15 protein-coding genes and 1 pseudogene are annotated in these 17,398 nt (G+C 63.2%); 4 read left to right on the forward strand and 12 right to left on the reverse strand.

Features of this window, described 5'->3' with window-relative positions:
- Positions 1 to 29 precede the first annotated feature (29 nt).
- Positions 30 to 644 (forward strand): class I SAM-dependent methyltransferase, encoded by a 615-nt coding sequence (locus BQ7471_RS01840; RefSeq protein ID WP_076463787.1) that lies wholly within the window; start codon positions 30 to 32, stop codon positions 642 to 644.
- A 174-nt stretch (positions 645 to 818) separates the two neighbouring features.
- Here the strand turns inward: BQ7471_RS01840 and miaA are convergent, their stop codons facing one another.
- Positions 819 to 1,817, reverse strand: coding sequence for a tRNA (adenosine(37)-N6)-dimethylallyltransferase MiaA (gene miaA, locus BQ7471_RS01845; RefSeq protein ID WP_076463789.1), 999 nt, complete (start codon positions 1,815 to 1,817; stop codon positions 819 to 821).
- Positions 1,818 to 1,877: 60 nt separating this feature from the next.
- On the opposite strand from miaA, the gene BQ7471_RS01850 reads away from it, so the two are divergent.
- Together BQ7471_RS01850 and BQ7471_RS01855 are read left to right on the forward strand one after the other, a co-directional pair.
- Positions 1,878 to 2,324 (forward strand): histidine kinase, encoded by a 447-nt coding sequence (locus tag BQ7471_RS01850; RefSeq protein WP_076463790.1) that lies wholly within the window; start codon positions 1,878 to 1,880, stop codon positions 2,322 to 2,324.
- The gene (locus BQ7471_RS01855) at positions 2,317 to 2,880 is read left to right on the forward strand and encodes a type III secretion system chaperone family protein (RefSeq protein ID WP_076463792.1); all 564 of its coding nucleotides are present in this window, start codon (positions 2,317 to 2,319) and stop codon (positions 2,878 to 2,880) included. Before BQ7471_RS01850 ends, BQ7471_RS01855 begins: the two co-directional genes overlap by 8 nt.
- Before the next feature lie 45 nt (positions 2,881 to 2,925).
- Here BQ7471_RS01855 and miaB read toward each other — a convergent pair whose 3' ends face one another.
- Genes miaB through BQ7471_RS01875 form a run of 4 tightly spaced genes read right to left on the reverse strand, consistent with a single transcriptional unit; the run spans position 2,926 to position 7,819 of the window.
- Positions 2,926 to 4,455, reverse strand: coding sequence for a tRNA (N6-isopentenyl adenosine(37)-C2)-methylthiotransferase MiaB (miaB, locus tag BQ7471_RS01860; protein WP_076463793.1), 1,530 nt, complete (start codon positions 4,453 to 4,455; stop codon positions 2,926 to 2,928).
- Positions 4,456 to 4,465: 10 nt separating this feature from the next.
- A complete protein-coding gene (locus BQ7471_RS01865; RefSeq protein ID WP_076463795.1) occupies positions 4,466 to 4,960 on the reverse strand; it encodes a CinA family protein in 495 nt (164 codons plus the stop codon).
- Positions 4,961 to 4,988: 28 nt separating this feature from the next.
- On the reverse strand, positions 4,989 to 6,503 hold the full coding sequence (locus tag BQ7471_RS01870; RefSeq protein WP_076463796.1) for a Na+/H+ antiporter NhaC family protein: 1,515 nt from the start codon (positions 6,501 to 6,503) through the stop codon (positions 4,989 to 4,991).
- Positions 6,500 to 7,819, reverse strand: a complete 1,320-nt coding sequence (locus BQ7471_RS01875) for an alpha-L-fucosidase (RefSeq protein WP_076463798.1) — start codon at positions 7,817 to 7,819, stop codon at positions 6,500 to 6,502. The genes BQ7471_RS01870 and BQ7471_RS01875 overlap by 4 nt, the downstream gene beginning before the upstream one ends.
- Positions 7,820 to 7,954: 135 nt before the next feature.
- Here BQ7471_RS01875 and BQ7471_RS01880 point away from each other — a divergent pair, with 135 nt between their 5' ends.
- Positions 7,955 to 8,653, forward strand: a complete 699-nt coding sequence (locus tag BQ7471_RS01880) for a FadR/GntR family transcriptional regulator (RefSeq protein WP_076463799.1) — start codon at positions 7,955 to 7,957, stop codon at positions 8,651 to 8,653.
- Here BQ7471_RS01880 and BQ7471_RS01885 read toward each other — a convergent pair.
- The 7 genes and pseudogenes from BQ7471_RS01885 to BQ7471_RS01920 form a co-directional block, all read right to left on the reverse strand.
- On the reverse strand, positions 8,650 to 9,276 hold the full coding sequence (locus BQ7471_RS01885; RefSeq protein ID WP_076463801.1) for a regulatory protein RecX: 627 nt from the start codon (positions 9,274 to 9,276) through the stop codon (positions 8,650 to 8,652). The genes BQ7471_RS01880 and BQ7471_RS01885 overlap by 4 nt on opposite strands.
- Positions 9,277 to 10,374, reverse strand: a complete 1,098-nt coding sequence (gene recA / locus BQ7471_RS01890) for a recombinase RecA (RefSeq protein WP_076463802.1) — start codon at positions 10,372 to 10,374, stop codon at positions 9,277 to 9,279.
- A 1,086-nt stretch (positions 10,375 to 11,460) separates the two neighbouring features.
- Positions 11,461 to 12,644, reverse strand: a pseudogene (locus BQ7471_RS11865) (IS3 family transposase).
- 669 nt (positions 12,645 to 13,313) lie between these two features.
- A complete protein-coding gene (locus tag BQ7471_RS01905; RefSeq protein ID WP_076463806.1) occupies positions 13,314 to 13,535 on the reverse strand; it encodes a DUF3046 domain-containing protein in 222 nt (73 codons plus the stop codon).
- Positions 13,536 to 13,537: 2 nt separating this feature from the next.
- On the reverse strand, positions 13,538 to 13,852 hold the full coding sequence (locus BQ7471_RS01910; RefSeq protein WP_076463807.1) for a helix-turn-helix domain-containing protein: 315 nt from the start codon (positions 13,850 to 13,852) through the stop codon (positions 13,538 to 13,540).
- Between the two features lie 165 nt (positions 13,853 to 14,017).
- Positions 14,018 to 14,647, reverse strand: a complete 630-nt coding sequence (gene pgsA, locus BQ7471_RS01915; RefSeq protein WP_076463809.1) for a CDP-diacylglycerol--glycerol-3-phosphate 3-phosphatidyltransferase — start codon at positions 14,645 to 14,647, stop codon at positions 14,018 to 14,020.
- Between the two features lie 23 nt (positions 14,648 to 14,670).
- Positions 14,671 to 17,388, reverse strand: a complete 2,718-nt coding sequence (locus tag BQ7471_RS01920) for an FtsK/SpoIIIE family DNA translocase (protein ID WP_076463810.1) — start codon at positions 17,386 to 17,388, stop codon at positions 14,671 to 14,673.
- Positions 17,389 to 17,398 lie beyond the last annotated feature (10 nt).

Here is a 17,398-nt window from a genome sequence, read left to right on the forward strand (position 1 = left end):
ATTCTGAAGCAAACCGATAGGCTGAGTGCGTGGCTGAACAGTACTTCACGGATCACGCCCCCGCGCTGGAGGACGATCTTCACCTCATCACCATGTCGGTTAGGGGCACTGACTTGCAGATGTGGGTGTCACCGAAGGTGTTCTCGTCGAACCGCCTCGACCTGGGCACCCGTCAACTCCTTGCTGAGGCTCCTCCGCTTCCGCCAGAGGGCACATTCCTCGACATCGGCTGCGGATGGGGTCCCATTGCCGTATCAATGGCGTTGGAATCGCCCGCCGCCCGCGTATGGGCGATCGACGTGAATTCACGTGCACTCGACCTGACGCGGCGCAACGCAGCAGTCAATGAGTGCGATAACGTCATCGCCCTGTCCGAAGAGGAGGCTTTGTCGCGCGTTGAGGCCGAGAACACCCGCTTCGATGTCATCTGGTCGAACCCTCCGATCAGGATCGGCAAAGAGGCGGTGCACAGCCTCCTGCTCACGTGGCTCGCCCGACTCGCCCCGACTGGCAGGGCATTCCTCGTCGTGAGTAAAAACCTTGGCGCCGATTCCCTTATCTCCTGGCTCAACCAACAGGGATATTCGGCGGCGAAGATCGCCTCGAAGAAGGGCTACCGGATCATCGAGGCCGCCCACGACTGACGATTCCCGAACTATTCGACGAATACTTTCGCCCCTGTCTGCGCCATTGCAGTCAGGGGCGATTGCATCGTCCCTCAACGGAGTTGGGGAACGTCTCCTGGGCTCTCGCGCGGTGCGCGGGGGCGGTGCGGACATCGGATACTGCGTTGTCCGGCTGCCTTACGCTATCGGATGTCAGTCCGTCGAGTATGCCTCAATCGCCCGTTGGACAATGTCAATGGCGCGACTCGTCATATGCTCCTCGTCTGCTGCGTCGATCCAGTGGACGCGGTGATCGGGGCGCAGCCACTTGATCTGTCTACGCGCCAGCTGCCGGGTGGCGACCCCGATCGATTCGGCGGCCTCGTCGACGCTCATCTCCTCATTGATGACGCTGATCGCCTGCGCGTAGCCCGTCGCCATGCGCGCGGTCTTCGCGTCGCGCAGCCCCCGGTCGATGAGGCGCCGTGTCTCGTCAATGAGTCCGTCGTCGAGCATGCGGCGGATGCGGATGCGGATCCTCTCGTCGAGTGCATCCAGGCGATGGCGGATCGCGATCATCACGGCGGGCCGGATGAAGGTCTTGGCTGGCATATGCGACGAATAGGGGCGCCCTGTGATCTCAATCACTTCCAGGGCACGGATGATGCGGCGCGCGTTGTGCGGATCGATGCGCGCCGCGGATGCGGGGTCGAGTGCAGCGAGCCTGGCATGTAAGCCGCGCGGTCCCATGGGACCGGCGCCTTCGGCTTCCAGGGCCGCGCGGATGCTCGGGTCGGTGCCGGGGAAGTCGATGACGTCGAGGAGGGCCCGCTGGTACAGGCCCGATCCGCCTGCGACGACTGCGACTGCCCCCCGGGAGTGGATCGCCGCAATATCTGAACGCGCCTCCTTCTGATAGCGGGCGACCGATGCCTCTTCGATCAGGTCGAGCACGTCGATCTGGTGGTGGGGGATCCCGCGGCGTTGTGCGACGGGCGTCTTCGCCGTCCCGATGTCCATCCCCCGGTACAGCTGCAGCGCATCGGCGCTGACGATCTCACCCGTCCCTTGCGCTCCCATGACGTCGGGCAGTCGCTCGGCGAGGTCGAGGGCGAGGTCAGATTTGCCCGATGCGGTCGGCCCGACCACGGCGACAATGAGGTCGCAGGGACGTTCGAGAGCGGCAGAGACTTCGAGTGCTCTTTCAGGCATGAATACGAGTCTAGACGCAGCGCACGGCCGCGCTTGTGCCCGAGCCGATAGGGTACGACTATGAGTTCATCAGATAGTGCGCCCGTCACGCTCGAGCGCATCGCATCCGCGCTCGACGCCATGGGCATCGTCCCCTTCGTCGCGTCGAACAACCAGGTGGCGGCGATCCTGCCGACGAGGACGATCCGCATCGTCTTGCCCGAGGGGCGACCCGCCCAGGGCGTCGCCGATTATCCGCGCGTCTTCCACCCCTCCCATGCGCAACAGCTGGCGCAGACCATCGCCATGTTCAATGCGACGACCTACGTTCCCAAGGTGACGACCGGACCGGCGGATCAGGGGACGATCGGCGTGCGCGTGCACCACTGCTTCAATTGGGTGACGGGCGCCTCTGACGCCCAGGTCAACGCGGAGGTCTCGCAGTTCGTCCTCGCATGCGTCGCCCTCATGAATCGGCTCGACCAGATGTACCCCGACCAGTGGGCTAAGGAGGCGCACGATGCCTGAATGGAAATCCTGGACGCTCGGCTCCGATGACGACGTGTCATTCCTCGTTCCCACGCCCGAGGCTCCTGCGGCTCCGACCGATGCCGCGACTCCTGTGGGGATGGAGCCCGACGAGGCGGCGGCGAAGTGGTCGACCGAGATCGAACCCGTGACGATCGAACGGGTGGAGAGGGTCGTCGAGGGCGATGGTCTGCCCCACGGGTCGACCGAGTTCGTCATGGTGACCGATGCGGGCGGCATTCGCCTCCAGTTCCACCGCGAGCCCGCCGACGCCGCCTGGCTGCAGGTGGAAACGCGCCTCCCCCTCGATGAGGAGATCCTCGCGGGACGCGGCCGAGTCGAACTCGACGAGGTCGCGAACACGTGGAATACGGAGAACCTTCAGCCGACCGTGTTCCCCTTGCAGTCGGACGGCGCGTGGGCGCTCGTCCTCGCGACGCGCTTCTTCGTCGGTGAGGGGATGTCGGATCGCCAGATCCACGCGATGGTGCGCCGCGGCATCGGCGTCACCGTCCAGGCGGCGCGAGAACTCCCCCAGCGCCTAGCCCAGAGCTGAGCGCGCGGGCACCGACTGCGCGTTGGCCGTGGGTCGGCCGTGGGCTCAGCGTCCGACGCGCAGCGCGGGCATCCCCAGGGATACCCTCGTCTCCTCGTCGCTCGCCTGGCGGTTCTGCCAGGCGTCCCCCGCGCGGGTACGGCGCATGACGTAGGTGCCGCCGTTCAGCGCGGAATCGGCGATGAGGTGGTGGGGTGCTCCGTGGGTGACCGTCGCCGTCACCATGTCCCCCGGACGGGGGCGCTCGTCCTCGCCGATGTCTGCGGGCAGGGCGACGTGGACGAGCCGATTGTCGCGCGCCCGCCCCGTCACGCGGCGGGTCGCGTCGTCTTTGCGCCCATCGCCCTCGGAGATGAGGACTTCTACGTCGCGTCCGACGAACTCGGCATTGTCTTCGGCGCAGATCCTCTCTTGGAGTGCGACGAGGCGCTGGTAGCGTTCGAGGGCGATGTCGGCGCTCACCTGGTCCTCGCGGTCGGCGGCGGGGGTGCCCGGGCGCGGCGAGTACAAGAATGTGAAGGCGGAGGAGAATCGTGCCTCTTCAACGACGTCGAGGGTGAGTTGGAAGTCTTCTTCCGTTTCGCCGGGAAAGCCCACGATGATATCCGTGGTGATCGCCGCCTCGGGGATCGCAGCGCGCACGCGGTCGAGGATCCCCATGAACTTGTCGCGTCGATAGGAGCGCCGCATCTGTCGAAGCACAGCGTCCGAACCGGATTGCAGGGGCATGTGGAGGCTCGGCATGACGGTCGGCGTTTGGGCCATCGCGGCGATGACATCATCGGTGAAGGCCGCCGGGTGGGGACTGGTGAAGCGGACCCGCTCGAGGCCTTCGACGTCTCCCGCGGCGCGCAAGAGGGCCGCGAAGGCGCCGCGCTGGCCGAATCCGACTCCGTAGGAGTTGACGTTCTGGCCGAGCAGGGTCACTTCGATGGCGCCCTCGGAGACGACGGCCTCGATTTCGGCGAGGATTTCGCCGGGGCTGCGGTCGCGCTCCTTGCCGCGCAGGTGGGGGACGATGCAGAAGGTGCACGTGTTATTGCATCCCACGGAGATGGACACCCATGCGGCGTAGGCGCTCTCGCGGCGGGTCGGCAGGGTCGATGGGAAGACTTTGAGGGACTCTTCGATCTCGACGGCGGCCTCGCGATTGTGTTCGGCGCGGCGAAGCAGGGCGGGCAGGACGTCGATGTTGTGGGTTCCGAAGACGGCGTCCACCCATGGGGCCTTGGCGACGATGCCGTCGCGCATCTGCTGGGCGAGGCAACCGCCGACGGCGATCTGCATGCCGGGGCGTTCGCGTTTGACCTGTGCGAGCTGCCCGAGGTTGCCGAAGAGTCGGTTGGCGGCGTTCTCGCGCACGGAACAGGTGTTGAGAACGACGACGTCGGCGCCCATGTCCCCCGCTTCGGTGGCGCGCGCAGCGGCGCCGGGAACGAGGTGGACGGGGAGCAGTCCGGCTTCTTCAAGCAGGCCCGCCATGCGTTCGGAGTCGTGCTCGTTCATCTGACAGCCGAGAGTGCGCACGGCGTAGGTGCGGGGCAGCTGCGTCATCGGGGTATCAACGGTATTCATCGGTGGCAGTCTAGTCGCCCGCGCCCTGGTCCCCCGAGTCGAGGACGGAGCGGACGAGGTGAAGTGCGGCATCGACGCTGAGCGCCCGTATCTGTGCGCGCTCCCCCACCAGATGCAGTTCCCTATGGTCCTCTCCCCCGGGTCCGTTCACTGCGATGTGGACGGTGCCGACCTCGTGCCCATCGGCGGGTCCGGGCCCGGCGACGCCGGTGGTGGACACCCCGATATCGGCTCCCATGAGGGCGCGCACGCCGCGGGCCATCTGCAGCGCGACTTCAGCGTCGACGGGGCCCCGGGCGGCGAGCAGGTCAGCGTCCACGCCGAGGACGCTCGCCTTGAGGTCCGTGGCGTAGGTGCATACTCCCCCGCGTACGACGGCGGAGGCGCCGGGCACGTCAACGAGCCGGGCGCACAGAGCGCCTCCCGTCACGGATTCGGCGGTCGCGATCGACAGTCGCGCCTGCGAGAGGTCGTTGATGAGTCGGTGAAGGTCGTCACTGTTCACGGGTACAGCCTATGCGCTGTTGGCGGGGTCAAGGCGCTTCTGGGAGGCTCTCGGCCTCGCTCGGCATCCTCTTCGCTGCCTCGCCGTAGAAGCAACCGATGCCGGTGATCGCCAGGAGTGGCGCGATGATGAAGTTGACCCATTGCAAGAACATGTACGGCACATACGCGGCGTAGGCCACTCCGAGGGTTGCGACCATGTACACGCCGGTGGTCGTCCACGGGAGCATCGGCTCGATGAACGTTCCATAGTCCTCGATCGATCTCGACAAGACTTTACGCGGAATCCCCGCCTCGTCGTACTTGGGTCCGAAGGCCGTGCCGATGATGAAACTGGTGGCGTACTGATTCGAGGAGAAGCTGTTGATGAAGGCGGAACTGACGAGCGAGGAGATGATGATGCCCGGTCGTGATGTGATCCTGCCGAAGGCCTTGTCCACCACTGTCCCCATCGCATTGATGAGGTCCAACGATCCGATGTACATGAAGACGCACAGGGTGATGAGCACTGCGCTGGCCATGGAATAGAGACCGCCGCGTTCGATGATCGAGACCGCCTGTTCACCGACCTCCGCCCCTGTCATATCGATGGAGACGCCGTTGATCAGTGATCGGATGACATTGTCGAGGCTGAAGCCCTGTGTGATGAGTGCGACGAGCGCGCCGGAGGCTGCGGAGTAGAGCAGGGTCGGCAGCGGGGGCTTGCGCAGGAATGCCCCGATCAGCATCACGAGCAGCGGCACCCACACAAGGAGGGTGAAGTCGAATGCGCTGGCCAGATCGTCTGCGACGGGGCGTGTGAAGGCCGACACGTCCACGCCCTCGCCCCGGGCAGGCTGGAAGACGCCGAAGACAGCGGTGAGAACCAGGGCGACGAGGTACGCGGGACCCGTCGTATTGACCATGGACCGCACGTGCGAGTACAGGGGGACGCCCGCACCCATGGCGGCCATATTGGTGGTATCGGACAGCGGTGACATCTTATCGCCGAAGTATCCGCCCGAGATGATCGCCGCAGCGAGCAGACCGAGATTCGCGTCGGTGGCCATGCCGATGTTGATGAGGACGACCCCGATGGTCCCGACAGATCCCCATGACGTGCCGGTCAGTACTGAGAACAGCGATGTCAGTAACAACGCCACGATGTAGATCCAAGCGGGGTCGATGATGAGCATGCCGTAATGCACCAGCATCGGGATCGTGCCCGCCGCCGTCCACGATCCGATGAGGATGCCGATGGCCATGAGCATCCAGATGGCGGGTAGCGCGGTGCGAGTGCGCCGCGCCATCGCCGTGGCGATGGCGTCGAAGCGGAAGCCGAGATGGAACAGCAGCAGCCATGTCGACAGGGCTGCGAGGACGAAGGTGAACTCCAGCGGCCAGGACGGCAGATCGAATGCGAGTGGGCCGACGATCATACCCCAGATGATGAAGACGACCAGGACGGCGACGGGCAGGAGGGCATGCCAGAAATGCACGGGTTTGGCGGCCGGTGGAAGCGGCTCGGTGTCGAGCAGCGAATGATCGACGCGTTGTGTACTCATCGGGTTGTCCTTCCTTCAACCGTGCATGCCAGTGCACACGGGAGTCGTCGTTGGGCGGGCGGGAACAGGCGCGTCCCCTGTGTGTCGAGGGCGTTGCCGGTGGCGAGGTCCGCAGCACTCGTGATCTTCCAGGGCAGGTTGATGACATCGGGACCGTCGGTGGTGACCAGCACGTATACCGTGCCGTTGCGCTCAACGGCGAAGGCTCCCTCGCCGAGGTCGAGGTGCAGCGGCTCGGTGTCGTAGATAGCACCCTTGTTGGCGTCGAGCCACTCCCCGATCTCGATCAAGCGCTGGCGCTGGACCTCGGGAATCGTGCCATCCTCCCGTGGGCCGACATTGAGGAGGAGGTTGCCGCCTCGGCCGACCGTGCGCACCAGCAGGTCGATCAGCTCCGGGGTCTGAGCGTAGTCGTCGAGCGTCTCGGCCCTGTTGTAGCCGTAGGACTTGCCGATGCCCCTGCTCTCCTCCCACGGGTGGAGCGCTCCATATCCCTCGATGTCCGAATACTCGGTGGAGAAGTAGTCGCCGTGCCGACCGGGCATTCCGACATGCATGCGGTCGTTGACCACGACCTCGTCTCGGTTCGGCGCCTCTGTGTAGAGCCATGTGAGCAGTTCACGGGAACGGGTGTAGTCCTCGGAGAGGTCCCATTCCCCACCATCGGTGTAGATGACGGAGGGGCGGTAGCGCTCGTTGAGTTCCTTCCACTGGGGATGCAGGACTTCGTCGGGATAGTCGTCGGGATCCATGCCGAAGAGACGCACGTCGTGCTCGGGGACGAAGTATCCTCCGTCGCATCGGTGACTGGGATGAGTCTCCCACTCGGGGATGGAGTAGTAGACTCCCATTTTCATGCCCTCGGCGCGCACTGCATCGGCGAGTTCTCCGAGAATGTCACGGCGCGGTCCGACATCGCCTGCGTTCCACCCGCTCTTGTGGGGGTTGTCAGTGGCCCACATGCAGAAGCCGTCGTGGTGTTTGGAAGTGAGAACGACGTAGCGCGCTCCGGCGCGGCGGAACAGTGACGCCCATTCGACGGGGTCGAAGCGCTGTGCGGTGAAGAGGGGGGCGAAGTCGCGGTAGGCGAAGTCCTCTCCCCAGGTCTCACGGTGGTAGTCCGGGTCCGCGTTGCGGTACTCCCCGTAGACGCAGGCGTAGTACCACTCGGCGTAACCGCCGAAGAGCTCATCCGACACAGTGCGCCACGCGGGAACGGAGAAGGGCCCCCAATGGATGAAGATTCCGAATTTGGCCGCAGGGAACCATGCCGGAATGGGCCTGGCATCGAGTTGTTCCCAGGTCTGGGTGTCCACTATGCGGCGCTCCTCATTGTGCGACTAGCCTTGAATCATCAGATTACTGCGATTGTCTGACAATAACAGGAATTTTCTCGATATAAAACCCATATTTAACCTGTTTTGTCAGACAGTAAGGTTGTGGAGGTTCATATGAGCGCCGTCGACGAAGCCCGTTCCGCATTGTGCACGATGCTCTCCACGGGTGAACTCTCACCCGGTCAGCGCCTCCCCGGGGAACTGGAGTTGTGCGAGCGCTTTGGCCTGTCGCGCAGTTCTCTGCGAGAGGCGCAGAAAATGCTGGTAGCAGTCGGAGTGCTCGATTCCCAGCCCGGCGGACGGCTCACAGTGTCCGACATGTCTGCGCCCAAATTGATGACCGGCCTGTCCATGGTTGTGCCGCTGTTACCGCTCGAACGCCTTTTGGAGCTGTTCGCACTACGCCAAGTCCTCGAGGCCCACACGACAGCACTGGCGACGGCTCGAATGTCCGACGAGCAACTTGCCGCCTTGAGGGGGTTGGCCGATGAAGTCGCCGGATTAGATGTCGACGACCCCTGTTTTGAGGAGCGCGATCAGGAGTTCCACCTGCGCATCATCCAAGCCGCGGGAGACCCCATGATCCAGGCGCTGCTCGAGACCATCCACCACCGCGGCGCCGACTACCACCTCTTGGCGCACGGGGAACTCAAACGCCTCAGCGATGCCGCCCATCGGAGGATCGCCGAGGCCATGTCCCTCAGACAGGCCGGATTGGCTCAGGCACTCATGACCGCACACATCCAGGATTCGTACGAGTGGCTGGCGAATCTCAAACCCGCGCCCCACCCCGGGGGCGCCGCCGCTTCTTAGAGGCCGCGACCGCCGGGAGGAGTCGGCGCCGAGTCGTCGTCGCGGCCGTTGAGCGCTGCGGAGATGACGGCGTTGGCGAGCGAGGGCGAATATCCCTTGCGGGCGAGCATCCCCGCGAGGCGCCGATAGGCGGCGTCGCGTGATACGGCGTTCATGGAGCGCATCTTGCGCTCGACGAGTTCACGGGCGCGCTCGAGCTCATCATCGGGATCCACCGCGTCAAGGGCACGGGCAATGGTCTCGGCGTCGAGGCCCTTGCGGGCCATCTCCTCCGTGAGAGCGCGGCCGACTCTTCCGCTGCCGCGGAAGCGGTCTGCGACGAGGGCGCGCGCGAACGCGTCGTCGTCGATGAGGCCGACGCGGGTGAGCCGCTCGAGGACTTCCTCGGCGATCGCCTCGTTGAAGCCCTTCGAGGTGATCGCTGTGCGCAGTTCACCCGTGGAGCGCGAACGGGTGTCGAGGAGGCGCAGGGCGACCTCCCGGGCTGCCTCAACAGCCTCTGCGCCGACGAGGGCGGCGTTGCGCTCGCGTATGAGGGTGAGCCTCTCGGCCGGTGAGCGCCGCGCCTTCTCGCTGCACTCACCGAGCTCGGGATGCTCCTCCGGGTCAAGGTAGCGGACCATTTAGAATCCGGCGTCCTCCATCGGGTCAATGGCCGCTGTCGAGTCTTTCGACGCGGGCGTGTCCTCTTGGGGGGCCTCGGCGACGCCGACGGCGATGAGGATCTTGTTCTCGATCTCATTGGCGAGTTCGGGGTTGTCGACCAGGAACTGGCGGACGTTCTCCTTGCCCTGTCCGAGCTGATCGTCGCCGTAGGTGAACCAAGAGCCGGATTTGCGAATGATCCCCGCGTCGACTCCCATGTCGATGATCGACCCCTCTCGCGAGATCCCCTTGCCGTAGACGATGTCGAACTCGGCCTGCTTGAAAGGCGGGGCCATCTTATTCTTGACGACCTTGGCGCGGGTGCGGTTGCCGACGGGGGCGCCCGCTTCCTTGAGGGTCTCGATGCGTCGCACGTCGATGCGAACGGAGGCGTAGAACTTGAGGGCCTTGCCGCCGGTCGTCGTCTCGGGGGAGCCGAAGAAGACGCCGATCTTCTCGCGCAACTGGTTGATGAAGATGGCGGTGGTGCCGGTTGCGGACAGTGCGCCCGTGATCTTGCGCAGGGCCTGGCTCATGAGGCGGGCCTGGAGGCCGACGTGGGAGTCTCCCATTTCGCCCTCGATCTCAGCCTTGGGGACGAGGGCGGCGACCGAGTCGATGACGATGATGTCGATGCCGCCGGAGCGGATGAGCATGTCGGCGATTTCGAGGGCCTGTTCGCCCGTGTCGGGCTGGGAGACGAGGAGGGCGTCGGTGTCGACGCCGAGGGCCCGGGCGTACACGGGGTCGAGGGCGTGCTCGGCGTCGATGAAGGCTGCATTGCCCCCGGCTTTCTGAGCGTTGGCGACGGCGTGGAGGGCGACGGTCGTCTTGCCGGAGGATTCGGGTCCGTAGATCTCCACTACTCGGCCGCGCGGCAGGCCGCCGATTCCGAGGGCGACATCGAGGGCGAGGGAGCCCGTGGGGATCACCTGGACGGGCGGCCTGGAGTCGTCGCCGAGGCGCATGACCGAGCCCTTGCCGAACTGCTTATCGATCTGGGCGAGCGCGAGTTCCAGCGCTTTGTTGCGATCCCCTCCGCCCGATGCGGGAGTCGACTTTCGTGCAGCGGCCATGTCATGTCCTCTCATAGTGGAGCCTCTCCGGCCCTCGGATGATCTGATCGATCAGCGCGGGTCCCCTCTCCGGGGTCGCGCGATGACACTACGCCCGACCATTGGCGTTTGCGGTAGGCGTTGCCCCCTCCTGTGGATGGGCAGCCGTACCCGCGTCATCTGTGGACAACACTACTGTGGAACATATGTTCGACACATGTCGACACGCCGTATCAATCCCATGCACTCGACGTCCAGTAGGCGACCTAACCGCGGTATCATATCTGCCCGTCCGGTTTCTACGAGCGAGGGCCTGAACTCGATCGGTGGGTCATACTTTGCAGGGGCCATGGTCTGAGATTATCTCCTATGTAACTCACTGCCTCTCACGAGCTTATTCGGCAAGAAACAGGGGCCGAAATGGTCGGCCCGGGACCGGCGGTGCATGATGACCCGTGCACCATCGTCGACTCCCGTGGGGTCGTGCGCCACAAGCTCGACGTCTAGGCCCCTTAACGAGTGGTGGTTGACGGATATCACCGAGCATCCCAGGGGTGAGGGCACGCTGTATGTGTGTGCCGACAGACGTCTTCTCACCAGATTCGACAAGCTCCTCGATCGACTCGAGGATGAAAGCACGGCTCGCGGTCGACGCGCTCACCCATGCCGTCCGTATGCGCGGCGAGGTTGCTGGCTGCATCGTGGACTCGGACCGAGCAAGCCAGTTCCGGTCCACGAAGGACCCAAAAGCCCTCGCCCGCAACCGCCTAGCCGCCCCCATGAGCACGGTCGCCTCGTGTGGGGACAACGCCGCCATGGAGACTGTTCTTCAGTCTCCTACAAAAGAACGATTCTCAACCGGCACAGATGAGCAACCCGAAACCAACTGCGCATCACAATCATCACCCGGATCGAGCACACCTACCACAGACGCCGCACGCACAACCACCTCACACACTTGACCCCCACCAAACGCGAAACCACCATAAGCCAGACACCAACCACCACCCCACCCACCCTGCCACCAACCCCACACCAGACCCTGGAGATTCAGACCAATCTTCCACCGTTAATTACTGAGGTTGTCTGCAAGTTGTGGACAGTTTGTTAAGCGGCTTTGGGGGTAACTGGGTCTGGCTTGGCGGGATCCTTGATGATGGAGTTTTCGAAGGTCACGGGTGTGTGCATTCCAAGTGATGAGTGTATGCGGCGCTGATTGTAGACTACTTTGATCCATTGTGCGACTGCCTTGCGTGCTTGATGACGTGTGAGCCACTTCTTTCGATCATAGAATTCGGTCTGTAGTGTTAACCAGAATGACTCCGACATGGCGTTATCGAAGCACACGCCAGTACGCCCCACGGATTGGGCGATCCCCAGATCCTGACAGACCCGCCATATCCGGTCACTGATGTACCGCCTCCCACGATCAGCATGGAATACAAGCCCCCCCCTTAGGGATCTCACCGCGCAACGTGTACGCCATCTGTAATGCTCGTTGTACCAGGTCAGTAGACTGGGTATCATCCATCGCCCAGCCAATCACACAGCGGGAATGACCATCACGCACCGCACACAGGTATAGCCAGCCTTCACCAGTGCGCAGATAGGTAATGTCACTGAGCCATACGCGGTTGAGCTCGCCAACATCAAACAACCGTTTAACCACGTCAGGCAATGTAGATTTCTTCTTCGACGCAATTGTGATCACCGGCACGAACACACGCGGCGAGATCCCCTCAACACCCATTACTCTCATACATTTAGCCACGGTTTTCCTATTCACCTTGATACCCCTCTTAGCAAGCATCGCAGTGAATCGAGGAGCACCATAGACTTCATCAGAATCTTCCCAAAGCACATAAATATGCTGGTCAAGATCTTCAACAAATGCCTGACATGAATCAAGACCCATGTGTTTAGCGTCGTCTTTAGTCGCCCAGACGTAATAGCCGGAACGAAACACTTTTAAGAGTCTGGCCATACATATACTGCTGAAATGCGCCTTCTCCTGCTCCATTAGTTGAAACTTTTCCTCTCTCACTGCTTTGCAACGAAGAGAAGGCTGCAACTTTTGACAAGAACACGTTATCTAAACGAACCTCAGCACGCTCACGACGCAAACGAGCATCCTCAAAACGAAGATCAACTCCCCTCCAACCATCCTCACTACCCCATCGTTACCGCTCCCGCTTAACCCAATTACCCAGTAGCCCAACACTCACACCAAGCTCTGCAGCAACCCTAACAATTAACCGACCAGACTCAATAACCAACCACGCAGCCTCCACCCGACACCCCGAAGCATACCTCCGACGTCATTACTGACTCATAATGAACATCCCCTCCCACGGACACAACATCCGCACAAACCAGGCACCCACTACCCGAGAATAACCTCACCGCGAAGACCTACGTATCGCGATCACCACCCGGATCAAACGCACCCACCACCAACACTGTAAGCACAACCACCTCACACACTTAACCCCACCGAACACGAAAAGATCACAACCACAACAACCCACCAAACTACATACCCACTATCACCCAAACCTACAACAGACCCCCAGCATCGTCATAGAGCAACATGACTTGCGGTGGCGAGTAGCTGTACTTGGGTCCGATCTGGGTCGTCACCATACTCGATGAAATCGGACCACCATCAGTCATTCGACCGTCAGGAGATGAGAGTGACGAAGATCGGAAAGGTGACCTCGATAGCATCTCCCGTATCGCGGACCATCACCACAATGTCAAGGTCAGGCGTATCACGATTTCCATCATGAGATGACACAGCCTCAGTTCCCCAACAAGAAGCTTGTTCTCAACCACCAGTTTCCCTCAACATGCTTCGTATGCCTGTTACCCGTATGCATTTCCAACGCGTCTTCACCCACGTCACACCACTGACGAGGCAGCAGTACACGGCGATCCCAGGGCATGTCCTGCTGCTGCGTTCACCGCTCCTTCGGGTCGACGCGGTGGAGGAAACGAGCGGCCTCGTCGACGCCCATCTCATCGAGGAGGGCGTTCCACACCTGCTGCGGTTCGACATGGGCGTCGAGGGCATCGACGCAGGTACCGCCGAGGGCGGGGATGTACAGGTCCGAGGCGTAGGAACGACCGAGGGCGGGGCTGAAGACTGTGTCGACGCCCTCCCAGAACTCTGAGCGCTTCACCGTCAGGAGATGAGGGTGACGGGGATCAGATCGTCCGGAACGGTATCGGGGACGACTGCGCCGTCGAGGAGCGCCATGCGGTCGGAGATCTCTCGCAGAACGAACCACAGGGGCACGCCGAGAGCCGTGCAGATCGCTTCGAGGAGTTCCGAGGAGGCCTCCTTCTGGCCGCGCTCGACCTCGGAGAGATATCCGAGGGAGACCTGGGCCATGGAGGACACTTCCCGCAGAGTGCGACCCTGGTGCTTGCGCAGTCCGCGCAGCACGTCGCCGAGCTCGGTACGCAGGAGCGGCGTTGAAGTACGGGAAGTGTTCATACCCCGACTCTAGACCGAGTGGGCGCACCCGTGCATCTTCAATCCACAGTCGAAGACTGTGAAACAGTATCCACCCCGCCGCGTGCAACGACTTTTCCGCTTAATAGAGCCATTTGACATAAAACTGAATATCTGCTGAGAACCTGTGAATTGCGTCGCCCAGACTCAACTTTGCTCGTTGGACGCTCTCCACAGGCGAACGCCCTCGGACACATACACCCAGCCCGACCAGAGGGTCACGATCAAAGCGAGCCCCACGACGATAAGTCCGGCGATGGAGAACCCACGGGCGATGGGCGCCACCGCGTCATAGCGCTGCGCGATCGCATCCCACGGGATGAGCAGCAGCCAGATGCCGAGGATCTGCAGCACAGTCTTGAGCTTGCCGCCCTTATTCGCCGACACGACGATATCGCGGCGCAGCAGCACCGCGCGCAAAGCCGTAATACCCAGCTCGCGCACCGCGATGAGGATCGTCACCCACCACGGCAGGATGTCCGCCAGGGACAGGACGGCGAAGGCCGACAGGGTGAGCGCCTTATCCGCGATCGGGTCTGCGATGCGCCCGAAGTCGGTGACGAGGTTGTGCGAGCGGGCGATGTGCCCGTCGAGTTGATCCGTGGCGGCGGCGACCATGAAGATGATAACCGCCCACCACCTGAGCGGCTCCCCGGACTGCAGCGCGAGGAGGATGAACACGGGCACCAAGACGAGGCGCAGAACAGTCAGCGCATTGGGCAGGTTCACCAACGATGCCTTCTGGTCATGCCGACGCTGCGACACATTGTCATCCATGACCTCGCTCCTCTCTCGTGCGCTCAGCGGCCCGTGAGCTGCCATGCGTCTTCGTCTCCTTCCGGGTCCTCGTCGATCCAGTCGGGCACATTCCCACCGAAGTCATGTCCAGCATAAGGGTCCGACGAAGACGAGGCACTGCGTGTGTCATCAGCCGGTGCATGTGCGAGCGGGGTGAGCGCCTCGTCGCCCTCGTCCGCTCCCCCATCCGACACCGGATCCGGCTGTTCCGCGGTCGCGGCCTCGCCCAGCGAGGTCGACTCCCCCCGCAGCATGGCGAGCACCTCGGGCAGCTGCTCGGGCTGCACGAGGACCTGACGCGCCTTCGACCCCTCGGAAGGGCCGACGATGTCACGCGACTCCAACAAGTCCATGAGGCGTCCGGCGCGCGCGAAGCCGACCCGCAACTTCCTTTGAAGCATCGAGGTCGACCCCAACTGCGTAGAGACGACCAGTTCCGCCGCCTGCAACAGATCGTCGAGATCATCGCCGATATCCTCAGCGACCTTCGTCGTCTTCTGCTCGACGACGACATCATCGCGGTAGTGCGGCCGCATCTGTTCCTTCACGTGGGCGACAACCTTATGGATCTCCGACTCCGAGACCCATGCGCCCTGGACGCGCATCGGTTTCGATGCCCCCGCCGGGAGGTAGAGGGCGTCACCCTGACCGATGAGCTTCTCCGCACCCGGCTGGTCGAGGATCGTGCGCGAGTCCGTTAGCGACGAGGTCGCGAAGGCGAGCCTGGAGGGGATATTCGCCTTGATGAGACCCGTGACGACATCGACCGACGGGCGCTGCGTGGCGAGCACCAGGTGAATGCCCGCTGCTCGGGCCAACTGTGTGATCCTCTGGATGGATGCCTCCACATCGCGGGGCGCCACCATCATGAGGTCGGCGAGTTCGTCGACGACGACCAGCAGATACGGGTAGGGGCGCAGCGTCCGCTCCAAGCCGGGCTTAGCCTGTACCTGTCCCGAGGCGACCGCCTTATTGAAGTCGTCGATGTGCTTGAAGCCGTAATCCGACAGGTCGTTGTAACGCGCGTCCATCTCCCGCACCACCCATTCGAGGGCCTCGGCGGCCTTCTTCGGGTCAGTGATGATCGGCGAGATGAGATGCGGGATTCCCTCGTAGATGGTGAGTTCGACGCGCTTGGGGTCAACAAGGATCATACGGACCTCGTTGGGTGTCGCACGCATCATGATCGACGTGATCATCGAGTTGACGAAGCTCGACTTACCCGAACCGGTCTGGCCGGCGACCAGTAGGTGCGGTGTCTTCGCCAGGTTCGTCACGACATACCCGCCCTCGACGTCTTTCCCAACGCCGACGACGAGGGGATGCTGATTGCGCAGTGCCGCACCCGAGCGGAGCACATCGCCCAGGGCGACATTTTCACGGTCGGTGTTGGGGATCTCGATGCCGATCGCGGACTTGCCGGGGATCGGCGCGAGGATGCGCACATCGGCTGAGGCCACCGCGTAGGCGATGTTCTTCGACAGGTTCGTCAACTTGTCGACCTTGACCCCCGACCCGAGAACGACCTCGTAGCGGGTGACCGTCGGTCCGCGGGAGAAGCCCGTCACCTGCGCGTCAATCTTGAAGTCGTTGAACACCTGGCCGAGGGCGCGCACCACCTGGTCGTTGACGGTGGAGCGGGTCTTGTGGGGCGGACCCGTCACGAGGAGCGCATCATCGGGCAGCGTATAGGTGATCGACTCGTCGAGGTCGGGCTGGACCTCGGCACCATCGGGGGCGGGGGTGATCGGCGGCGGGGTGATCGACGGTGTGGACGCGGTCGGGGCGTCGGCCTCGTTCGTCAACGGCGCGAATTGCTCGGTAGGGGCGTCTGGCGCCGATGGGGACACTCCGATCGCGAGCTGCGTCGCAGTATCGTCGCCCGCGGGCGCATTGGTGAGCAGCACGGCCTCGTCGTGGGAGGACTCTAGCTGCGCAGTGCGGAAGGACTCGTCCCCATCGTACTGATCGAGGAAGGGGTCATCGCCCGCTGCGAGCCCCTCGCGCAGGCGTGAGCGCGCGGACTGGGCATCATCCGATGACGAGTCGGGGCGTGTTCTGCGACTCAGCACATCCCACAGGCGACGCGCCCTATCGGGGACATCGGCAACGCGCGTCCGAGTCGCCAGCAGCAGCGAATAGACGAAGAGCAGGACGAGGACGGCGCCCGCCCCCCATGCGGATAGGAGGATCGTGAGGGGGCGCGCGATGAACCAGCCGATCAGTCCCCCGGCACCCTCGATCGCCTCGAAATCCTGCGCCGACGGATTGCCCTGGCTGACGTGCACGAGGCCCGTCAGCGCGACAACGATTCCGAGACCGCCCGCCACATGATGCGGCAGAGCGTGATTGCCGCTGCGAGCCCGGAACAATTCGACGGAGAATCCGATGAGGGCGATGGGCACGACGACGGAGAAGAGCCCCACGGCCCCGGCTGCCCCGTGATGGATGAAATCGCCGGCCTGTCCGGAGATGCGGAACCACTCCCGCAGCGCGACGAGAATACCAGCCGCCAGGCACACGAATGCAAGCGCATCGCGCTTCACCTGTGCATCGGTTACCCTCCAAGCGGTGATCGCCGCTATGAACGCCCGCCCGCCCGCCGCGAAGAAGCGCGCGAGCAGTCCTGATTGATTCATCGCCGAAGAAGAAGCCGAAGAGGTCCGCCCGGACTGGGCGTTCCTCCCCTTCTTCCCCGAAACAGGGGTACGTGATGCCATGATGCTTCGA

This window comes from Actinomyces mediterranea (assembly GCF_900155595.1).
In the GTDB taxonomy this organism is placed as follows: domain Bacteria; phylum Actinomycetota; class Actinomycetes; order Actinomycetales; family Actinomycetaceae; genus Pauljensenia; species Pauljensenia mediterranea.